At 67.2% G+C, this 21,190-nt stretch carries 20 protein-coding genes; 19 read left to right on the top strand and 1 reads right to left on the bottom strand.

Translation table 11 applies throughout. The features are described from left to right. Positions 1-2: 2 nt before the first annotated feature. The 6 genes from NNX34_RS09855 (at position 3) to nusB (ending at position 4,837) form a co-directional block, all read left to right on the top strand. The gene (locus NNX34_RS09855; RefSeq protein ID WP_255766326.1) at positions 3-872 is read left to right on the top strand and encodes a shikimate dehydrogenase; all 870 of its coding nucleotides are present in this window, start codon (positions 3-5) and stop codon (positions 870-872) included. 32 nt (positions 873-904) lie between these two features. Beyond that, a complete protein-coding gene (gene aroC / locus NNX34_RS09850; RefSeq protein ID WP_255766325.1) occupies positions 905-2,113 on the top strand; it encodes a chorismate synthase in 1,209 nt (402 codons plus the stop codon). Then, on the top strand, positions 2,103-2,645 hold the full coding sequence (locus NNX34_RS09845) for a shikimate kinase (RefSeq protein WP_255766323.1): 543 nt from the start codon (positions 2,103-2,105) through the stop codon (positions 2,643-2,645). Before aroC ends, NNX34_RS09845 begins: the two co-directional genes overlap by 11 nt. Next, positions 2,646-3,767 carry a 3-dehydroquinate synthase gene (gene aroB, locus NNX34_RS09840; RefSeq protein ID WP_255766322.1) on the top strand — a complete coding sequence of 374 codons (1,122 nt, stop codon included), beginning with the start codon at positions 2,646-2,648 and terminating at the stop codon, positions 3,765-3,767. A gap of 99 nt (positions 3,768-3,866) precedes the next feature. After that, entirely contained in the window at positions 3,867-4,430 is a 564-nt protein-coding gene (gene efp / locus NNX34_RS09835; protein WP_227911484.1) for an elongation factor P, read from the top strand. Then, the gene (gene nusB, locus NNX34_RS09830; protein ID WP_227921364.1) at positions 4,427-4,837 is read left to right on the top strand and encodes a transcription antitermination factor NusB; all 411 of its coding nucleotides are present in this window, start codon (positions 4,427-4,429) and stop codon (positions 4,835-4,837) included. Before efp ends, nusB begins: the two co-directional genes overlap by 4 nt. Before the next feature lie 75 nt (positions 4,838-4,912). Here nusB and NNX34_RS09825 read toward each other — a convergent pair whose 3' ends face one another. Next, positions 4,913-6,121, bottom strand: coding sequence for a PrsW family intramembrane metalloprotease (locus NNX34_RS09825; protein WP_255766321.1), 1,209 nt, complete (start codon positions 6,119-6,121; stop codon positions 4,913-4,915). 146 nt (positions 6,122-6,267) lie between these two features. On the opposite strand from NNX34_RS09825, the gene pyrR reads away from it, so the two are divergent. From pyrR to NNX34_RS09760, 13 genes are all read left to right on the top strand, one after another. After that, on the top strand, positions 6,268-6,852 hold the full coding sequence (pyrR, locus tag NNX34_RS09820) for a bifunctional pyr operon transcriptional regulator/uracil phosphoribosyltransferase PyrR (RefSeq protein WP_255766320.1): 585 nt from the start codon (positions 6,268-6,270) through the stop codon (positions 6,850-6,852). After that, the gene (locus NNX34_RS09815; RefSeq protein ID WP_255766319.1) at positions 6,849-7,844 is read left to right on the top strand and encodes an aspartate carbamoyltransferase catalytic subunit; all 996 of its coding nucleotides are present in this window, start codon (positions 6,849-6,851) and stop codon (positions 7,842-7,844) included. Before pyrR ends, NNX34_RS09815 begins: the two co-directional genes overlap by 4 nt. Further along, a complete protein-coding gene (locus tag NNX34_RS09810; RefSeq protein ID WP_255766318.1) occupies positions 7,841-9,169 on the top strand; it encodes a dihydroorotase in 1,329 nt (442 codons plus the stop codon). Before NNX34_RS09815 ends, NNX34_RS09810 begins: the two co-directional genes overlap by 4 nt. Continuing rightward, a complete protein-coding gene (locus NNX34_RS09805) occupies positions 9,169-9,684 on the top strand; it encodes a hypothetical protein (protein ID WP_255766317.1) in 516 nt (171 codons plus the stop codon). Before NNX34_RS09810 ends, NNX34_RS09805 begins: the two co-directional genes overlap by 1 nt. A 38-nt stretch (positions 9,685-9,722) precedes the next feature. After that, the gene (gene carA / locus NNX34_RS09800; protein WP_255766595.1) at positions 9,723-10,859 is read left to right on the top strand and encodes a glutamine-hydrolyzing carbamoyl-phosphate synthase small subunit; all 1,137 of its coding nucleotides are present in this window, start codon (positions 9,723-9,725) and stop codon (positions 10,857-10,859) included. Continuing rightward, a complete protein-coding gene (gene carB / locus NNX34_RS09795; RefSeq protein ID WP_255766315.1) occupies positions 10,859-14,152 on the top strand; it encodes a carbamoyl-phosphate synthase large subunit in 3,294 nt (1,097 codons plus the stop codon). The genes carA and carB overlap by 1 nt, the downstream gene beginning before the upstream one ends. After that, on the top strand, positions 14,145-15,014 hold the full coding sequence (pyrF, locus tag NNX34_RS09790; RefSeq protein WP_255766314.1) for an orotidine-5'-phosphate decarboxylase: 870 nt from the start codon (positions 14,145-14,147) through the stop codon (positions 15,012-15,014). The genes carB and pyrF overlap by 8 nt, the downstream gene beginning before the upstream one ends. 112 nt (positions 15,015-15,126) lie before the next feature. Next, the gene (mihF, locus tag NNX34_RS09785) at positions 15,127-15,444 is read left to right on the top strand and encodes an integration host factor, actinobacterial type (protein WP_227921382.1); all 318 of its coding nucleotides are present in this window, start codon (positions 15,127-15,129) and stop codon (positions 15,442-15,444) included. Between the two features lie 41 nt (positions 15,445-15,485). Next, positions 15,486-16,055 carry a guanylate kinase gene (gmk, locus tag NNX34_RS09780; RefSeq protein ID WP_255766313.1) on the top strand — a complete coding sequence of 190 codons (570 nt, stop codon included), beginning with the start codon at positions 15,486-15,488 and terminating at the stop codon, positions 16,053-16,055. 26 nt (positions 16,056-16,081) lie between these two features. After that, entirely contained in the window at positions 16,082-16,345 is a 264-nt protein-coding gene (gene rpoZ / locus NNX34_RS09775; protein WP_227921386.1) for a DNA-directed RNA polymerase subunit omega, read from the top strand. A gap of 32 nt (positions 16,346-16,377) precedes the next feature. Further along, positions 16,378-17,655: a bifunctional phosphopantothenoylcysteine decarboxylase/phosphopantothenate--cysteine ligase CoaBC gene (gene coaBC, locus NNX34_RS09770; RefSeq protein ID WP_255766312.1), complete on the top strand. Its 1,278-nt coding sequence runs from the start codon at positions 16,378-16,380 to the stop codon at positions 17,653-17,655. A 56-nt stretch (positions 17,656-17,711) separates the two neighbouring features. Then, positions 17,712-18,941 carry a methionine adenosyltransferase gene (gene metK / locus NNX34_RS09765; protein WP_255766311.1) on the top strand — a complete coding sequence of 410 codons (1,230 nt, stop codon included), beginning with the start codon at positions 17,712-17,714 and terminating at the stop codon, positions 18,939-18,941. Between the two features lie 6 nt (positions 18,942-18,947). Further along, positions 18,948-21,140 (top strand): primosomal protein N', encoded by a 2,193-nt coding sequence (locus NNX34_RS09760; protein WP_255766310.1) that lies wholly within the window; start codon positions 18,948-18,950, stop codon positions 21,138-21,140. The last annotated feature ends 50 nt before the right edge of the window (positions 21,141-21,190 follow it).

The following is a 21,190-nucleotide window of genomic DNA, read 5'->3' as shown; positions in this document are numbered from 1 at the left end:
CGGTGGATAGCGCCCCGCGGCGCGCAGCCGTGCTGGGGCATCCGATCAGCCATTCCCGGTCACCCCGGCTGCACCGGGCTGCGTACAACCATCTGGGGTTCGACTGCAGCTACGAGGCAATAGACCTCCGTGTTGAGGAGGCCGCGGGATTCGCGGCCTCCCTCCGGGGGCAGGCGGGCTGGACCGGTCTGTCCGTCACTATGCCGCTGAAGGCGGTCATGGCGGCGCAGATGGACGAGGTCGAGCCGCTGGTGAAGGCCCTCGGGGTGCTGAACACCGTGACCTTCTCCCGGACAGGCTCCCGCACGGTCCTGACCGGCCACAACACCGATGTGGCCGGCATTGTCGGCGCGCTGCGGTACGCCGGAATCGGTTCCGGAGCGCGCGCCGTGGTGCTTGGCGCAGGCGGAACCGCGTGCGCCGCTGTTGCGGCACTGGCCCGGCTGGACCCGGCCGAAACGGTAGTCTGCGCCCGCCGCTTCCCGGTACCCGCCCCCGGACAGGCAGGGGTGCTGGAGGCAGGCCGCGCAACCGGCGTTGCCGTACACCCACGCCCGTGGGAGGAGGCAGCCGCCGCCTGCGCGGCAGCCGACGTCGTTATCTGCACCCTTCCGCCGCACGGCGCCGACGGCCTCGCGGACGCAATCTCCGAAGTCCGGCAGGACGCCATCCTCCTGGATGCCGCGTACGACCCCTGGCCAAGCCGGATCGCGTCCGTCTGGTCCGGGTTCGGCGGAACGGTGGTGCCGGGCATCGAGATGCTGCTCTACCAGGCCGTGGAGCAGGTAAAGCTGTTTACTGCGGACGCGTTCTTCGATGAACCCGGCGTCATAAACGCCATGTGTGACGCCGTGCGAATACCGCGGCGCTGAACGCCCCCGCCGGGCATGGCAGTATTGAAAGCATGTTGCGTTGGTTGACCGCCGGTGAGTCCCATGGCCCTGCATTGGTTGGAATTGTTGAAGGTGTCCCTGCCGGAGTGGAGGTGGACAGCACCCTCATCTCCGCGGCTCTGGCCCGCCGCCGCCTCGGTTACGGCCGCGGTGCGCGGATGAAATTTGAACAGGATGCCGTGCGCATCCTGGGCGGCGTCCGCCACGGCAAGACCCAGGGCGGCCCCGTCGCCATCGAGATCGGCAACACCGAGTGGCCCAAGTGGGAACAGGTGATGGCTGCCGATCCGGTGGACCCTGCAGTCCTGGCCGACTCTGCACGCAACGCGCCCCTCACCCGTCCCCGTCCGGGGCATGCTGATTTCACCGGCATGCAGAAGTACGGTTTTGACGAAGCCCGTCCTGTCCTGGAACGCGCCAGCGCAAGGGAAACCGCCACCCGCGTGGCGCTTGGTGCCGTGGCCTCCGCGTTCCTGAAGCAGCTGGGCATTGAGCTGGTCAGCCACACCGTGGGTATTGCCGGCGTGATGGCGCCCGGCGACTCGGCGTTGCCGCTCCCGGCCGACGTCGACGCGCTCGACGCCGATCCGATGCGCTGCTTCGATGCAGGCGTCTCGGCCGCCATGGTGGCTGAGGTCGATGCCGCCCATAAGGAGGGTGAGACGCTCGGGGGAGTGGTGGAGGTGCTGGCCTACGGACTGCCGCCGGGACTGGGCAGCTACGTTCATTGGGACCGCCGGCTGGACGCCCGGATTGCCGGTGCCCTGATGGGCATCCAGGCCATCAAGGGCGTGGAAGTAGGGGACGGTTTCCTGACTGCCACCCGCCGCGGCTCCGCCGCCCACGACGAAATCCTGCAGGATGCCGAGGGCCGGGTGGTCCGCTCCGGCAACCGCGCCGGAGGCATTGAAGGCGGCATGAGCATCGGCGAACTGCTGCGGGTACGCGCCGCAATGAAACCCATTGCCACCGTGCCGCGGGCACTGCGCACCGTTGACGTGAGTACCTCCGAACCGGCCCGGGCCCACCACCAGCGCTCGGATGTCTGCGCGGTCCCCGCTGCCGGTGTGGTTGCCGAAGCCATGGTGGCGCTGGTCCTGGCCGAAGCCGTGATCGAGAAGTTCGGCGGCGATTCCGTGCCCGAAACCGCACGGAACCTGCACGCCTACCTGGCCGCCATCCCGCAGCCGCTGGAATCCGCCGGTACCGATGTCTCCTAGGAGCGGCAGGTCCAGCGGGCTCGATCGGCACCTGGTCCTGATGGGCTTTATGGCCGCCGGGAAGTCCGTCGTCGGACGCGGGTTCGCTGCCCGCCACGGGATGCCCTTCCTGGACACGGACGAGGCCGTCGTGGCACGGTACGGGCCCATTGCCGGCATTTTCAGCGCCTACGGCGAGCACTATTTCCGCGAGGTTGAAGCGCGGGCCGTTGCCGCGGCCCTTGAGGCCCGGGTGCCCACGGTGATTTCACTGGGCGGGGGCGCGGTGCTGGACTCGGGGACCCAGCAACTGCTCGGCCGCGCCACTGTAGTGTTTCTGGATACGGACCTTGCCACCGTGCTTCCACGGATCACCCGTGCAGGCCACCGTCCACTGCTCGCACCGGACCCCGTCCGGCGCTGGCAGGAGCTGGCGGACATCCGCCGCCCCATATACGAATCCCTGGCCGACATCACCATTGACACCAGGGGACTTACTGTTCCGGCCATTATTGACCGGCTGACTTCCGTCCTCATCAAAGGAGAAGACTAGATGCCCTCCGACCCCACGATCATTCCGGTGACCGGCACCAACCCCGCAGAGAACTACGACGTCGTCGTAGGCAACGGCCTGCTTGGCCGGCTGCCGGACATGCTCGGTGAGCGCGTGCGCCGCGTCCTGGTGATCCACCCGCGCGCCCTGCGCACCACCGGCGATACCGTACGCGATGAACTCGCCGCCACGGGCCTGACCGCCGTCACCGCGGAAATCCCGGACGCCGAAGAGGGCAAGCACATCCAGGTGGCGTCCTTCTGCTGGCAGGTCCTGGGCCAGAACGATTTCACCCGGTCCGATGCCATTGTCGCCGTCGGCGGCGGGGCGGTCACCGACGTGGCCGGCTTCGTGGCCGCCACCTGGCTGCGAGGCATCAAAGTGGTGCACATCCCCACGTCCCTGCTGGGCATGGTGGACGCGGCCGTGGGCGGCAAGACCGCCATCAACACGGCTGAAGGCAAGAACCTCGTGGGCGCTTTCCATCCGCCCGCCGGGGTCCTGGCCGACCTGGACGCCCTGGCCACCCTGCCCAAGAACGAGCTGCTCAGCGGCATGGCCGAGGTCATCAAATGCGGGTTCATCGCCGACCCCGCCATCCTGGACCTGGTCGAAGCGAACCCGGTGGCAGTGGCCGACGGCGCTTCCGACGTCGTCCGCGAACTGGTGGAACGCTCCATCGGGGTCAAGGCCGAGATTGTCTCCTCGGACCTGCGCGAATCCGGGCGGCGGGAATTCCTGAACTACGGGCACACCCTGGGCCACTCCATCGAGCTGGCGGAACGCTACCAGTGGCGGCACGGCGCGGCAGTGTCCGTCGGCCTGGTCTTCGCTGCGGAACTGGGAAGGACGGTGGGCCGGCTGGATGACGCCACCGCGGACCGGCACAAGGAGATCCTCTCCTCGCTGGGGCTGCCCGTGACCTACCGCAAGGACCGCTGGTCCGCCCTGCTGGACGGCATGCGCCGGGACAAGAAGTCCCGCGGGGACCTCTTGCGCTTCGTGGTGCTGGACGGACTGGCCAAACCGTCCATGCTGGAGGTGCCGGATACCTCGCTGCTGTTCGCGGCCTACCAGGAGATTGCCTCCGAGCCGCAGGGCGGAATCCGCCTCAGCCTGTAGGTTCCGCGCGAGCGGGTAGAATAGTCGACGGACTTGAATAAAACGCACTTTGACTAACGACTGACGAACAATATCTAGACGGACAACGGAAGAGAAACTGTGGCGACGACCAACGACATCAAGAACGGCACCGTGCTGAAGCTTGAAGGCAACCTCTGGAGCATCATCGAGTTCCAGCACGTGAAGCCGGGCAAGGGTGGTGCGTTCGTCCGTACCAAGATGCGCAACGTGACTTCGGGCAAGGTAGTGGACAAGACGTTCAACGCCGGCATCAAGGTCGAGACCGCCACGGTGGACCGCCGCGACTACCAGTACCTGTACCAGGACGGCGAAGACTACGTCTTCATGGACACCTCCGACTTCGACCAGCTCACGGTCCCCGGCAAGATTGTCGGTGACAACGCGAACTTCATGATGGAGTCCATGATGGTCACCATCGCGATCCACGAGGGTTCGCCGCTGTACATCGAACTGCCGCCGTCGGTCACCATGGAGATCACGTACACCGAGCCGGGCCTGCAGGGCGACCGCTCCACCGGCGGCACCAAGCCCGCCACCATCGAGACCGGCTACGAGATCCAGGTGCCCCTGTTCCTGGAGCAGGGCACCAAGGTCAAGGTCGACACCCGCACCGGCGACTACCTGGGACGCGTTAACGAGTGAGTGCACGCAGTAAAGCACGGACCCGGGCACTGGAGGTCCTTTTCGAAGCCGAACAGCGTTCGGTTTCTGCCTTCGATGCCATTCGGGCCCGCCGCGAAAAGACCGACCAGACCATCAACCCCTACACCATGGACCTGGTGGAAGGCGTGGTTGCGATGCAGGAGCAGATCGATGAGTTCCTGAGCACGTATTCGCAGGGCTGGACGCTTGATCGCATGCCTTCGGTGGACCGCATCATCCTCCGCCTGGGCACTTGGGAACTTCTCTACAACGACGACGTTCCCGACAAAGTGGCCATCAGCGAAGCCGTGGAATTGGCGAAAGCGCTCTCCACGGACGAATCCCCGGCCTTCATCAACGGCCTGCTCGGACGGCTGCAGGAACTGAAGCCCTCCCTGCTGGCCTAGGCAGGATCCAAGCATCGAGAAAAGACCGGCCCCGCGGGGCCGGTCTTTTCTGCGTTTCCAGCCGTTTTCCCTGGCCTACAGGGCCTGCCCGGCCAGCATGGTGGTCCGGATGCCGGTGAGTTCCCCCAGCAGGGTCCGCTCGTACTCCATATTGGCGCTGACATCCCGGCCGGAGGCTATCTGCTGCCGGGTCAAGGCCAGGCGGGTGGCACGCCGGATGAACTCCTTCATGTGCGGTGCCGCCCCGGTGGCCCGTGCCCAGCCCATTGCCTGGCGGCGGCCGGCGCCGGTGGCCAGCATCCGCACTTCTGCGGGGGTGAACCAGCCCGCCGCTGCGTATTCGGAAAGCCGTTGCAGGGTCAGGCGCTGCTCCGCGCGGCGCAGCAGCCATACCCCGGTGACCGCCGCGCCGAAGAACGGAACCTGGAGCAGGAAGTAGAAGAGGAAGAAGTCCCCGAAAAACAACGCGGGACCCCCGTTCCACAGCATGTGCCCCAGAATGGCGGGAATCAATCCGATGACGAAGGCCGGCAGGATCCACGCGTTGCCCGCACGCCGCGCCGCCAGGCCCAGGGCGAGCCCGGTGCAGGCGGTGAACAGGACATGCGCAAAGGGGGAGAGCAGCCCGCGGAGGATGAAAATAAACCCGAGCTCGTACACCGTCTCGGGCCCGGCTGTCCGCAGCGCTGCCCCGAAATAGAGGATGTTTTCCGTGAAGGCGAACCCCGCTGCCACTGCAGCCGCAAACACGATGCCGTCCACCGGCCCGTCAAAGATCCGCCGGCGGACCAGCAGCAGCAGGAGGATGCCCAGGCCCTTGGCGATTTCCTCCACTACGGGAGCCTGGACCACCGCGCCCAGCAGGTCCGCCGAGCCGTAGGGGACCAGCTCCAGCAGGGCAAACGTGAAGTACGGGCCAACCACCAGGGCGATGGCCACCGAAACCCCGGCACCCCACAGGAACGAGAAAACCAGGCTGCTTCGCGGTTCCGGCTCCCACCGGTCCACCCACCAGATACCCAGCACGCAGATGCCCAGGGGAACCAGCGCCAGGAGCCCGCAGAAAATGAAGGCCGGCGGGCCGAGGCCGTCGAGAAGGTACATGCCCACCCAGGCCAGGGCCACGGAGGAGAGCGCAATCAGCACCACGGTGGCTGCCAGGCCCTTGTCCCGGCGTGGTGCCGGAGGGGACCAGAACGGCTGGACAGGTGCGGCGCCGTCGGCAGCGCCGTAGCCCGGAGGGGCGGGATGCTGCTGGTCAGGGTAGATACCGGGTGCGCTCATGCGCTGGGCCTGCTCATAGCAGACAGGATAGTTCCACCGCGGCATATCCCGTCACACACAGCGGGCGGCGGCGTGGCCTGTGATAGCTTGGTGCCGCATTCAACCTTTAAATTCCGTCCTGTGAGGCGGGGAAGGAGGAAGCGAATATGACGGCCAAAGATGCTCTTTCCAGCCGTACTGTTTTGTCTTCAGCTGACATTGACCGTGCCCTGACGCGTATTGCCTACGAGATCCTCGAGGCCAACAAAGGTCCCGAAGACCTGGTCCTGATGGGGATCCCGCGCCGCGGTTATCCGCTGGCCCAGCGCCTGGCCGCCAAGATCGCGGCGGCGGCTCCCGGCGTCGATCCCGCTGCCATCACCGGCCAGCTCGACGTCACCATGTTCCGTGACGACCTCGCCCGCAGGCCCACCCGGCCGCCCTACGCCACCCGCGTCCCGGTCACCGGGATTGACGACAAAGTGGTGGTGCTGGTGGACGACGTCCTGTATTCCGGCCGCACCATCCGTTCCGCGCTCGATGCCCTCGTGGACCTCGGCCGGCCGCGCATCGTCCGGCTGGCAGTGCTTGTGGACCGCGGCCACCGCGAACTACCCATCCGGGCAGACCATGTGGGCAAGAACCTGCCCACCGCATCCATCGAACAGGTCCGGGTCCGGCTGGCCGAAAGCGACAGCGCGGCCACGGGTGAAGCGGCCACAGACGAAGTGGTCATCGAGGGCACTGCATGAGGCACCTCCTGTCCACGCTGGACCTCAGCCGGTCCGATGCCCTGGCCATCCTGGATACGGCAGAGCAGATGGCCGCAGTAGGGGAACGGGAAGTAAAGAAGCTTCCGGCCCTGCGCGGGCGCACCGTGGTGAACCTCTTCTTCGAGGACTCCACCCGCACGCGCATCTCCTTTGAGGCGGCCGCGAAACGGCTGTCCGCCGACGTCATCAATTTCTCCGCCAAGGGATCGTCGGTCTCCAAGGGCGAATCACTGAAGGACACTGCACAGACGCTGGCTGCCATGGGCGCCGACGCCGTAGTGATCCGGCACGGTTCCTCCGGCGCGCCGGCGCGGCTGGCGTCCTCCGGCTGGATAGATGCCGCAGTGCTCAACGCCGGGGACGGCACGCACGAACACCCCACCCAGGCGCTGCTGGATGCCTTCACCATGCGACGGCACTGGGCGCGGCTGCACGGTACGGAATCCACCGGCACCGACCTGGCCGGAATGAAGGTGGTGATTGCCGGGGACGTGCTGCATTCGCGGGTCGCCCGCTCGGATCTGTGGCTGCTTCGGACACTTGGCGCGGAGGTCACCCTGGTTGCACCGCCCACGCTGCTGCCGTTCGGCGTCGAATCCTGGCCCTGCACCGTCAGTTACGACCTGGACGAGGCACTGGCGACCCGGCCGGATGCCGTCATGATGCTGCGGGTGCAGGGGGAACGGATGCACTCTGCCTTCTTCCCCTCCGTCCGCGAGTATTCCCGCCGCTGGGGCCTGGACGACGTCCGCCTCGACCGGCTGGACACCCTGGGCCTGACGGACACCATCATCATGCACCCCGGTCCGATGAACCGCGGGCTGGAAATTTCCGCCCGTGCCGCTGATTCGCCCCGCTCGACCGTCCTGGACCAGGTCCGCAACGGCGTTTCGGTGCGGATGGCCGCCCTTTACCTGCTGCTCTCCGGAGAGAACAGCACCCCCCGTACCCAGCAGGAGCAGCCCCGATGAGCACTACCGGCACCTATCTGATCCGCGGAGCGTCACTGCTCGGCACCGAACGTGCGGATATCCGCATCGAAGACGGCACCATCACCGCCGTCGCCCCTGAACTGCCGGTGCCTCCCGGCGCCGCCGTGGTCGAGGCGGAGGGCCTGATCGCCCTGCCCGGCATGGTGGACCTGCACACGCACCTGCGCGAACCCGGCCGGGAAGACGCCGAAACCGTAGAGACCGGCACCCGTGCCGCAGCACTCGGCGGCTTCACCGCCGTACACGCCATGGCCAACAGCATGCCGGTTGCAGACACCGCCGGCGTGGTGGAACAGGTCCTCAGCCTGGGGGAGCGGGCCGGCTGGGTGGATGTGCGTCCCGTCGGGGCGGTCACCGTAGGCCTGGAAGGCCGGCAGCTGGCGGAACTCGGCGCGATGGCCGACTCCCGGGCCCGGGTGCGGGTGTTTTCCGACGACGGCAAGTGCGTTTCGGACCCGGTGCTGATGCGCCGTGCACTGGAATATGTGAAGGCGTTCGACGGCGTCGTTGCCCAGCACGCGCAGGAGCCCCGCCTCACCGAGGGGGCACAGATGAACGAAGGCGAAGTCAGCGCCGTCCTCGGACTGGCCGGCTGGCCCGCCGTCGCCGAGGAATCCATCATCGCCCGCGACGTCCTGCTGGCACGGCACACGGGCTCCCGCCTGCATGTCTGCCACCTGTCCACCGCCGGGTCGGTGGAAATCATCCGGTGGGCCAAGGAACGCGGCATCCGGGTTACCGCCGAGGTTACCCCCCACCATCTGCTGCTCACCGACGAACTGGTCCGCACCTACGATCCGGTCTACAAGGTGAACCCGCCCCTGCGCACCGAAGCGGATGTGCAGGCGGTCCGCCGCGGCCTCGCCGACGGCACCATCGATATTGTCGGCACCGACCACGCCCCGCATCCCAGCGAACACAAGGAAGGCGAGTGGGCGACGGCGGCCATGGGCATGACCGGCCTGGAGACCGCGCTGTCCGTGGTGCAGCACGCCATGATCGACACGGGGCTGATGGACTGGGCAGGTTTCGCCCGGGTCACCTCTTCCACCCCTGCGCTGATCGGCCGGGTGGCGGGCCAAGGCAGGCCCCTTGCCGCCGGCGAACCGGCCAACGTCATATTGGTGGACCCGTCTGCGCGAAGGAGGGTCGACCCTTCTAAGATGGCTAGCAAGGGACGCAACAGTCCGTTTGCCGGACTGGAACTGCCCGGTGGAGTCGAAGCGGTTTTCTACGCCGGCCACCCCACCGTCCTGAACGGCAGACTGAACACGCCCCACCCCGCTGCCGCAAAGGAATCCTGATGGAACTGGTCTTTTTCTTCCTGGGCCTGGCCGCCCTTATCGTCGTGGTCCTGGGCCTGTTCGCCCTGGGCTGGCGCGGCCGACGACGCCGCCAGCAGGACACGCCCCGCCCCCTGCCCCTGCCGGACGAACTCTCCGATCCGGGCTTCCAGGCACTGGGCCAATACGTCGCCACCACCACCGCCGGTGACTGGCTGGACCGCGTGGCACTCTACGGCCTGGGCGTAAAGTCCAACGCCACCGCGGCGGTTTTCCCCGAAGGCGTGCTGTTTGCCCGGTCCGGTGCCGACGACCTCTGGATTCCGCGGCAGGATCTGCACGGCGTCCGCCTGGAGCGCGGCATAGCCGGAAAATTCGTAGAAAAGGACGGATTGGTCATTGTGACCTGGCAGCTGGGTCCCAAGCGCGTGGATACCGGCTTCCGTACCCGCTCCTCGGATGAGAAGACTCCCCTTGTCCGCGCCATTACCGAACTTCTGCCGGAATCGGCCACCCCTAGCGAGGAACAACTGTGACAGTTCACGAAACCATCAACCCCACGCCCGCCGTCCTCATGCTGGAAGACGGCCGCACCTTCCGCGGGCGTGCCTACGGTGCGCAGGGAACGGCCCTGGGCGAAGCGGTGTTTGCCACCGGCATGACCGGCTACCAGGAGACCATCACCGACCCCTCCTATGCCCGGCAGCTCGTGGTCCAGACGGCCCCGCATATCGGCAACACCGGAGTCAACGGCGACGACGCCGAGTCCCGGCGGATCTGGGTGGCCGGGTACATCGTGCGCGACGCCGCCCGCCGCCCCTCGAGCTGGCGTTCCGAATCCACCCTGGACGAGCAGCTGGCGGAACAGGGCGTCGTCGGCATCTCCGGCGTCGACACCCGCGCCGTGACCCGGCACCTGCGCGAACGCGGGGCCATGAAGGCCGGGATTTTCTCCGGCCCCGACGCCGAACGCCCCGACAGCGAACTGCTCGCCGAGGTCCGTGCCCAGCAGGGTATGGAGGGCGCACGGCTGGCCGAAGAGGTCAGCGTGGACGAAACCTACCTCATTGACCCGGCAGACCACGGCTGGGCCGGCGACCCGCTGTTCACCGTTGCCGCCATCGACCTGGGCATCAAGTCCATGACCCCGGTGCGCCTGGCCGAGCGCGGCATCCGCACCTATGTGCTGCCCGCCGCCTCCACCTTCGAGGACATCAAAGCCCTGGCCGCCGACGGCGTGTTTATGTCCAACGGCCCCGGCGACCCGGCCACCGCCGATGTCCAGGTGGACCTGCTGCGCGAAGTGCTGGATGCCCGCATTCCGTTCTTCGGGATCTGCTTCGGCAACCAGATCCTCGGGCGTGCCCTGGGCTTCGGCACCTACAAGCTGCGCTACGGGCACCGCGGGATCAACCAGCCCGTCCTGGACCGGCGGACCGGCAAGGTGGAAATCACCAGCCAGAACCACGGATTCGCCGTCGACGCCCCGCTGGACGGCCCCGTCACTGCACCGGAAGCCCGCTACGGCCGGGTGGAGGTCAGCCACGTCAGCCTGAACGACGACGTCGTCGAGGGCCTCGCCTGCCTCGACCTCCCCGCCTTCTCGGTCCAGTACCACCCCGAGGCTGCCGCCGGACCGCACGACTCCGCGTACCTCTTTGACCGCTTCGTCGAGCTTATGGCAGCCAGCAAGAGCAAGGAAAGCATCTAATGCCCCGCAGAACCGACCTCAAGTCCGTCCTGGTCATCGGCTCCGGCCCGATCGTCATCGGCCAGGCCGCGGAATTCGACTACTCCGGCACGCAGGCCCTGCGGGTGCTCAAGGAGGAGGGCCTGCGGGTCATCCTCGTGAACTCCAACCCGGCCACCATCATGACCGACCCGGAGTTCGCCGACGCCACGTACGTGGAACCGATCACCCCGGAGATGGTCGAGAAGATCATCGCCAAGGAACGGCCCGACGCGATCCTGCCCACCCTCGGCGGGCAGACGGCCCTGAACACCGCCATCGCCCTGGACAAGAGCGGCGCGCTGGAGAAGTACAACGTGGAACTGATCGGCGCGAACATCGCCGCGATCGAACTCGGCGAGGACCGCGAGAAGTTCAAGGGCGTCGTCGAGCGCTGCGGTGCCGAATCCGCGAAGTCGATCATCGTGCACAGCATGGATGAGGCCTTCGCCGCGGCCGACAAACTGGGCTACCCGATGGTGGTCCGGCCTTCCTTCACCATGGGCGGGCTCGGCTCCGGCCTGGCTTACAATGCCGAGGACCTGCGCCGCATTGCCGGGGCCGGCATCCAGTACAGCCCCACCTCCGAGGTTCTGCTTGAAGAGAGCATCCTGGGCTGGAAGGAATACGAACTGGAGATGATGCGGGATAAGAACGACAACGTGGTTGTCGTCTGTTCCATCGAGAATTTCGATCCGGTGGGCGTGCACACCGGAGACTCCATCACCGTGGCCCCCGCCATGACCCTGACCGACCGCGAGTACCAGAAGCTGCGCAACATCGCGATCGCCGTCATCCGCGAGGTAGGCGTGGACACCGGCGGCTGCAACATCCAGTTCGCCATCGAGCCGGACACCGGCCGCGTGGTGGTCATTGAAATGAACCCGCGCGTCTCCCGCTCCTCGGCGCTGGCGTCCAAGGCCACCGGCTTCGCCATCGCCAAGATCGCCACGAAGCTTTCCCTCGGCTACACCCTGGACGAGATTCCGAACGACATCACCAAGAAGACGCCGGCGTCGTTCGAGCCCACCCTCGACTACGTCGTGGTGAAGGTCCCACGGTTCGCTTTCGAGAAGTTCCCGGCCGCGGATCCCACGCTGACCACCACCATGAAGTCGGTAGGCGAGGCCATGGCGATCGGCCGCAACTTCACCGAAGCCCTGCAGAAGGCACTGCGTTCCCTGGAGCAGAAGGGCGCCTCGCTGTCCTTCGACCCGGTGGACGCAGCCGACGTGCCCGGACTCATTGAAGCGTCGCGGCGGCCCACCACCGCCCGGCTGCAGCAGGTGCAGCAGGCGCTGCTGGGCGGTGCCTCCATCGAGGAGCTCTTCGAAGCCACCGGTATCGACCCCTGGTACCTGGACCAGTTGGTGCTCATCAACGAAACCGCCGAGCAGATCCGTGCCACGCCGTCGGTCAACGAGGACATCCTGCGCCTGGCCAAGCGGCACGGCTTCTCCGACGAGCAGATCGGCGCGCTGACCAACACCCCCGAAGCAGTGGTGCGCGGCGTCCGGCACGCCCTGAACGTACGCCCGGTCTTCAAGACCGTGGACACCTGCGCCGCCGAATTCGCCGCGTACACGCCGTACCACTACTCCTCCTATGACGAGGAGGACGAGGTGGCCGAGCATGCCAAGCCGTCCATCATCATCCTCGGCTCCGGGCCGAACCGGATCGGGCAGGGCATCGAGTTCGACTACTCCTGTGTCCACGCGACCATGGCACTGCGCGAAGCCGGCCACGAGACCGTGATGATCAACTGCAACCCGGAAACCGTGTCCACCGACTACGACATCTCCGACCGGCTCTACTTCGAGCCGCTGACCCTGGAGGATGTCCTGGAGGTCATCGCCGCGGAGCAGCGCACCGGCGGCGTCCTAGGTGTTTTCGTCCAGCTCGGCGGGCAGACGCCGCTGAAGCTGGCACAGGCCCTGGCCGACGCCGGCGTGCCCATCCTGGGCACCTCACCCGCCGCAATCGACCTGGCCGAACACCGCGGTGCGTTCCAGCAGGTGCTGGACGAGGGCGGGCTCACCGCCCCCAAGAACGGCACGGCCGTGTCCTTCGAGGACGCCAAGCGGGTGGCGGACGAGATCGGCTACCCCGTCCTGGTCCGCCCGTCCTATGTCCTGGGCGGCCGCGGCATGGAGATCGTCTATGACGAAGCGAACCTCTCCCGCTACATCACCAACGCCACCGAGATCACCCCGGACCACCCCGTCCTGGTGGACCGGTTCCTTGAAGACGCCATCGAGATCGACGTCGACGCGCTCTTCGACGGCACCGACCTCTACGTGGGCGGAATCATGGAGCACATCGAGGAGGCCGGCATCCATTCGGGCGACTCCGCCTGCGTGCTGCCGCCCATCACCTTCGGCACCGACGTGATCGACCGGGTCCGCGAGGCCACCCGGGTGATCGCCGCCGGCGTCGGCGTCCGCGGGCTGATCAACATCCAGTTCGCCCTGGCCTCGGACATCCTCTACGTCATCGAAGCCAACCCGCGTGCCTCCCGCACCGTGCCGTTCGTGTCCAAGGCCACCGGTGTCCAGCTGGCCAAGGCCGCGGCTCTCATCGGCACCGGCGCCAGCATCGCCGAGCTGCGGGCCGCCGGGAAGCTGACCGCCGTCGGCGACGGCTCCACCCTGCCGCTGGACGCCCCGGTGGCCGTGAAGGAAGCGGTGCTGCCGTTCAGCCGGTTCCGGACCCCCGAGGGCACCGTGGTGGACTCTCTCCTGGGCCCGGAAATGCGGTCCACCGGTGAGGTCATGGGCATTGACAAGTACTTCGACACCGCCTTCGCCAAGTCACAGGCCGCCGCGAACAGTGCCCTGCCCACCGCCGGCAAGGTCTTCGTGTCGGTGGCGAACCGGGACAAGCGCTCGATCATCATGCCGGTGAAGCGGATGAGCGACCTCGGCTTCGAGATCCTCTCCACCGGCGGCACGGCCGAGGTACTGCGCCGCAACGGCATTGCCGCCACGGTGGTGCGCAAGGTCGGCGAGGGTGTCGGACCGGACGGCGAAGGGACCGTCGTGGACCTGATCACCGCCGGCGAGATCAACCTGGTGGTCAACACGCCTTCCGGCGGCCAGGCCCGCGGCGACGGATACGAAATCCGGGCCGCGGCAACGTCCATCGGCTGCCCGGTGGTCACCACCGTCTCCGAGTTCGGTGCCGCCGTGCAGGCGATCGACGCGATGCGCTCCTACGAATGGGACGTGACTTCCCTGCAGGAACACGCCGCCCGGTTGAAGGCAGCCGGTGCCTGAGGAACGTCCCGCTTTCGGTGCGCGGCTGCGCGCGGCCATGGACCGCCGCGGGCAGCTGTGCGTCGGCATCGATCCGCACCCCGAACTGCTGGCCCAGTGGGGCCTGAACGACGACGCCGCCGGGCTCGAACGTTTCTCCCTCACCGTCCTCGCGGCGGTGGGGGAGCAGGTCGCGGCCGTGAAGCCACAGGTGGCGCTGTACGAACGCCACGGATCCGCCGGGCTGGCGGTCCTGGAACGCCTGCTGGGGGAGTGTTCGGATGCCGGCGTGCTCAGTATCGCCGACGCCAAGCGCGGGGACATCGGCTCCACGATGGCAGCCTATGCGGACGCGTGGCTGCGGGACGGTTCGCCGCTGGCGGCCGACGCCGTGACGCTCAGTCCGTATCTCGGGTTCGGGTCCCTGCGGCCCGCCTTGGACCTTGCCGCTGCCACCGGACGCGGTGTATTTGTCCTGGCACTGACGTCAAACCCGGAAGGGGCGTCCGTTCAGCACGTCGGCGCCGGGGGAGCGGAACGGTCCGTGGCTGCCCGGATCGTGGACGCGGCAGCGGCGGAAAATGTGCGCCCGGGAGGTGGTTCCGGGACGGAACTGGGCTCCGTGGGACTTGTGGTCGGCGCGACCGTCGGCACGGCACTGGCAGATCTGGAGATCGACCTTGCCGCCTCGCGGGCACCGCTGCTCGCTCCAGGCCTGGGCGCCCAGGGGGCAACCGCCGCCGACCTGCGCGGAACCTTCGCTGCGGCGTACCCCAATGTCCTGGCTACCTCCAGCCGCGGCATCCTGCGGGCCGGCCCCGACCCCCGGGGCCTCCGCGACGCAGCGCTGCGGACCGGATCGGAGCTGGCATCCGTACGCTAGGGGAGCGGCATCTGCGAATCGGGTTCCATTGCAATTGGGCTTCGATTGCGGATAGGTTCGGAGCTACCAGCAGAGCCGCTGACAGCGGTGTGTCTTCGTCCGGGAGCGTCTCTTGAACCTCAAGCCACTGACAGAAGCCGAGCGTACGCTTGCCCGCGAAAAGGCCACCGCGGCCCGGGCGGTCCGTGCGGAGGTCAAGTCACGTATCAAGTCCGGTGATCTCAGCATCGAGGAAGTCATCCTGTCCCGTTCCGGCGAGGAAGCGGTTGGGCGGCTGAAGGTCATGGACCTGCTGCGCGCCCTGCCTGGTGTCGGGGAGCGCCGCGCAGCTGGAATAATGGCTACGGTAGGTATTGCGCCCACCCGCCGGGTCCGGGGGTTGGGCGTGCATCAGCGCAAGGCGCTGATAGACCTGCTGGCGAGCCATTAGGCTCCGGAGGCCCGCAATAACAACGAGTGAATGAGGTTTACGTGTCGCAACCGCGGCTGACAGTTCTGGCAGGTCCAACCGCAGTTGGCAAGGGCACTGTATCCACCTATATCCGGGACAACTATCCCGAGGTCTGGCTTTCCGTCTCGGCCACCACCCGTGCCCCCCGTCCGGGTGAAGAAGACGGCGTACATTACTTCTTCGTCAGCGCCGAAGAGTTCGACGCCATGATTGAGCAGGACCAGATGCTCGAGTGGGCAGTGGTCCACGGACGCAACCGCTATGGAACCCTGCGCCGCACCGTGGAAGCAGCCATGGCCGAGGGCCGCAGCGTATTGCTGGAGATCGATCTCCAGGGTGCGCGGCAGGTCAAGAAGTCGATGCCGGAGGCGAATTTCGTGTTCCTGGCCCCGCCTACCTGGGACGAAATGGTGCGGCGACTGGTCGGGCGCGGAACCGAAACGCCCGAAGAGCAGCAGCAACGGCTGGAAACCGCTAAACTGGAACTTGCTGCCGAGTCCGAGTTCGATCACACCGTCATTAATGATGACGTCCAGCGGGCTGCAGCTGAGCTTGTATCACTCATGGGAATCAGTCCGCGCACGCGCTGACAAACCGCGAATCCCGTTCAAGAATTTTGGAGAACCCTGTGTCTGAAGGCATCATCAACCCGCCGATCGACGACCTGCTCGAAGCCGCCGATTCCAAGTACGCGCTGGTCATCTACGGTGCCAAGCGCGCCCGCCAGATCAACGCCTACTACTCCCAGCTGCACGAGGGCCTGTTCGAGTACGTCGGCCCGCTGGTGGAAACCAAGCTGAACGAAAAGCCGCTGTCCATCGCCCTGCGCGAGATCAACGACGGCATGCTCGTGGTGCGCCCGAACGAGAACGCCGAGTAAAGCTCAGCGACCACAAGGGGGAAGGCAGCAGCGTGCGCATAGTCCTGGGCGTCGGCGGCGGAATCGCCGCGTACAAGGCCGCGTCGCTGCTGCGGCTTTTCACCGAGGCGGGGCACAACGTCACCGTTGTCCCCACCGAATCCTCCAAGCAGTTCGTCGGTGTTGCAACGTGGGAGGCGCTCTCCGGCAACCCCGTCTCCTCCTCTGTCTTCGACGAAGTGGAGAAGGTCAACCATGTGCGGCTCGGACACGAAGCGGATCTGATCGTGGTTGCCCCGGCCACTGCGGACCTGCTGGCCCGGGCTGCCGCCGGCCAGGCAAACGACCTGCTCACCAATACCCTGCTGATGGCCCGCGGGCCGGTGGTTTTCGCCCCGGCCATGCATACCGAAATGTGGATGCATCCCGCGACCACCGCCAACGTCGCCACCCTGCGCAGCCGGGGTGCCGTGGTGCTGGAACCGGGCATCGGGCGGCTGACGGGTAAGGACACCGGCCCCGGCCGCCTGCCGGAACCGGAAGCCATCTTCACCGCCGCACTGGCCGCCGTGGAAGCTGACAGCGTCGAAGCTGACAGCAGCGAGGCCGCAAACACCGCAGCCGCTCCCGGCGATCTGGCCGGCACCACCGTCACCATCACCGCCGGAGGCACCCGCGAACCGCTGGACCCGGTACGGTTCCTCGGCAACCGCTCCTCAGGAAAGCAGGGGACCGCGCTGGCCGAAGCGGCGCTGGCGGCCGGCGCCCGGGTGCGGCTCGTCGCGGCGCACATGGATGTTCCGGCGCCGAGCGGCGTCGAGCTTATCCGCGTCGAAACAGCCCTCGAACTCCGTACCGCCGTGCACGCGGCCGCCGCGGATTCCGACGTCGTGATCATGGCCGCCGCGGTCGCGGATTTCCGCCCGTCACAGGTGGTGGACACCAAAATCAAGAAGCGCGACGACGAAGCGGATCCCGTGATCACCCTCGTCCGCAATCCCGACATCCTGCAGGAACTGGTCCAGGCGCGCGAAGCAGCCGGAGCGGGCACCCCGAAACTCATTGTCGGTTTCGCCGCCGAAACCGGAGATGCCAGCTCCGATGTGCTCGAATACGGGCGCAAGAAGCTAGCCCGGAAGGGCTGCGACCTGCTGGTTCTCAACCGGGTCGGCAAATCCCTGGTCTTCGGCCAGGACGACACCGAGGTGAGGATTCTCTCACCGGCAGACGCCGCAGAGGATGCAGGCGAAAGCGCAGCCGGCACCAAAGCCGACGTTTCGGCACGCATCATCGCGCGGATTTCCGCCGAGCTCGCCGCACGCACCGCCTGAGGCCGCGCACCCTGCACGTGCTTCGATGGTCGGTGCGGCCCGGTAGAGTAAATCCCGTGACTTTTTCCGATACATCATCCCCCTCCAAGCCGCAGTCCAACCTGCGCCTTTTCACCTCGGAATCCGTCACTGAGGGCCACCCGGACAAAATCTGTGACCAGATCAGTGACGCAATCCTCGACGGCCTGCTCAAGGTCGATCCCGAGTCCCGGGTAGCCGTTGAAACCCTGGTGACCACAGGCCTGGTGCACGTCGCAGGAGAAGTGACCACCGAGGGTTACGTTGAGATCCCGCAGCTGGTCCGCGACACCATCCTGGACATCGGCTACGATTCCTCGGCCAACGGCTTCGACGGCGCCCGCTGCGGCGTGTCCGTATCCATCGGCCAGCAGTCCCCGGAAATCGCTTCAGGTGTGTTCAACTCCCTGGAGAACCGGACCGGCAAGGTTGTTGACCCCTATGACGCCCAGGGCGCGGGGGACCAGGGCATCATGTTCGGCTACGCCAGTGACGAGACCTCGGTGCTGATGCCCACGCCCATCTGGCTGGCCCACCGCCTCTCCGAACGCCTTACCACCGTCCGCAAGGACGGCACCCTCCCGTACCTTCGTCCGGACGGCAAGACCCAGGTCACCGTGGGGTACGACGGCGACCGGCCGGTTTCCGTGGACTCCGTGGTTGTCTCCACCCAGCACGCCGCGGAGCTGGACCTGGAACAACTGCGGGCCGACATGGTCGAGTACGTGGTGAACCCCGTCCTGGCCGGGACCGACCTGGACATTTCCGACGTCAAGCACATCATCAACCCCGGCGGCCCCTTCGTCATTGGCGGTCCCGTCGGCGATGCCGGCCTCACCGGCCGCAAGATCATCGTTGACACCTACGGTGGATTTGCCCGCCACGGCGGCGGTGCGTTCAGCGGCAAGGACCCGAGCAAGGTGGACCGTTCCGCGGCCTACGCCATGCGCTGGGTAGCCAAGAACGTGGTTGCCGCAGGCCTGGCCCGGCGTGCGGAAATCCAGATTGCCTACGCCATCGGGATGGCCCGCCCCGTGGGCATCTACGTGGAGACCTTCGGTACCGAGACAGTGGACCCGGCCCGGATTGCCGACGCCGTGCAGGAAGTCTTCGACCTGCGTCCGCTGGGCATCATCAACGGCCTGGACCTCAAGCGTCCCATCTACCAGCGGACTGCCGCCCACGGCCACTTCGGCCGTGAGGACGAAGGTTTCACCTGGGAGCGCAAGGACAAGGTCGAGGACCTCCGTAGCTACTTCAACGTGTAGCCGGCCATGGCCGCCGACGACACTACCGAGGCCGTGCAGCTTTCCCTGCTGCACGGCTTCACGCCGTCGGCAAAACCGGTAGGCAAGTCCCAGCCGGCTTCCGCCCTGCCGATTGCCCGTGTCCTGCTGGATTCCCCGCTGCCGCACCTGGACCGGCCCTTTGACTACCTGGTCCCCGCAGACCTCGACGCCGACGCTGTGCCCGGCGCCCGGGTCAAGGTGCGGTTCGGCGGCCAGGAACTCCCTGGATTTATCACTGAACGGGCGGCCGAAGCGGACACCACCGCCCGGTTGATTCCGCTGGGGAAGGTAATCTCCCCGCAGCCCGTGCTTTCGCCGCAGATCCTGCGCCTGGCCGAGGCCGTTGCAGCACGCTACGCCGGAACCGTCCATGACGTGCTGCGGGTGGCGATTCCGCCGCGTGCGGCGAGGGTGGAGAAGGAATTCACTCCGGAAGCGCGGGCGGCATCCGCTGGGACGGGCGCCGGGAGTGACGCCGGCTCCGGCTCCGGTGCCGACACTGATTCGGGAGCAGCAGCGGCAGACACCGTACCCGGACCGGAAGGGGCCGGAGCCAACCCGCTGGCACGCTATCCGCACGGACCGCGGTTCCTGACCCATCTGGCCGCGGGCCACCGCCCCCGCGCCGTGCTCTCCTCGCTCGGCGGTTACGGCACGAAGGACTGGCCTGCCGAAATTGCCGAAGCTGTGCGCTCCACGCTGCTCTCCGGGCGGGGCGCCGTCGTCGTCGTTCCCGACAATAAGGACCTCTCGCGGGTGCAGTCGGCGCTTACTGCCCGGATCGGTGCAGGCTCCTTTGTGCGGTTGACGGCCGAAGACGGACCCACTCCGCGCTACCGCAGTTTCCTCCAGTTGCTGCACGGTGATGTCCGTGTGGCCATCGGGACCCGTTCGGCCGCTTATGCGCCGGTGCGGGATCTCGGGCTGGCGGTGATCTGGGACGACGCCGATGATCTGCACGCCGAACAGCGGGCCCCCTACCAGCACGCCCGCGACGTCCTTCTGCTCCGTGCCGAACTGGAAGACGCAGCCCTGCTCCTGGCGTCGCATTCGCGGAGCACCGAGGCCCAGCGGCTGGTCGCCAGCGGCTGGGCAGCCGGTATAGCGGCCGACCGTTCAACCGTCCGGGCGCATGCCCCGCGGGTGGTCAGCACTACTGATTCCTTCACGATGGAACGCGACCCCTTGGCTGCCCGTGCCCGGATCCCGCACGCCGCGTGGAAGGCGGCGCAGGACGGGCTGACGCGCGGACCGGTGCTGGTCCAGGTGGCCCGGACCGGTTTCTCGCCTGCGTTGTCCTGCCAGGAATGCCGGGAACCCGCCCGGTGCCGCAACTGCTCCGGCCCCTTGGGCCTTGCCAGCAGGAACGGTATTCCGGCATGCCGCTGGTGCGGGCGGCCGGAGCCCATGTGGCATTGCGGCAACTGCGGAGGAACCCAGCTGCGGGGCTCCACCGCCGGTGCCGGGCGCACCGCCGAGGAGCTGGGCCGTGCGTTCCCCTCCACCACAGTGATTTCTTCCGCCGGCGACCACATCCGGACCGAGATTCCGGACACTCCGGCACTGGTCGTCGCCACCCCCGGCGCCGAGCCCGTAGCTCCGGGTGGCTACGCCGCAGCCATTCTGCTGGACGGCAATGCGATGCTGTCCCGCGAATCACTGCGCGCGGGGGAGGACACCCTGCGCCGCTGGTTTACGGCGGCATCGCTGGTCCGGCCGGCAACGGAAAAAGGCCTCGTGGTTGTCACGGCTGATGATTCGGCAACGGTTGGCCATCTGCTCCGTTGGGACCCGGCGTCGGCGGCGGAACGCGAACTGGAGCTGCGGCGCGAGCTGGGTTTGCCGCCGGCCGTGCGGTATGCCGAACTGACCGGGTCGCGGGAGGGGCTTGACGCGTTCATTACGCGGCTCGAGCTGCCTGAGGGTGTCCGGACCGTGGGGCCGGCGCCGCTTGCACCCGCAGTTGCCCCGCCGCCGGGGAACGCCCAGCAACGGGACAGCAAGTCTCCGGACGGCCAGTTGGGCGGCGCCGGCGGACGCTACCGGACACTCCTGTTTTTCCCCTACCCTGCGGCCCCCGCGATTACGGCGGCGCTTCGTTCAACCAAGGCTGCTGCCTCTGCCCGCCGGACGGGCGATCCCGTCTACATTCGAGTGGACGGAACCGACGTTCTCTAGGGCCTGGCGTCCTGCGACTGGTTCCAGCTGCAGTCTTTGCTTACAGCAGC

This window comes from Arthrobacter sp. zg-Y1116, from assembly GCF_024385485.1.
GTDB lineage: Bacteria > Actinomycetota > Actinomycetes > Actinomycetales > Micrococcaceae > Arthrobacter_B.
The sequence above is the reverse complement of the archived record's forward strand: the minus strand, read 5'-3'. Positions and strand labels throughout refer to the sequence as shown.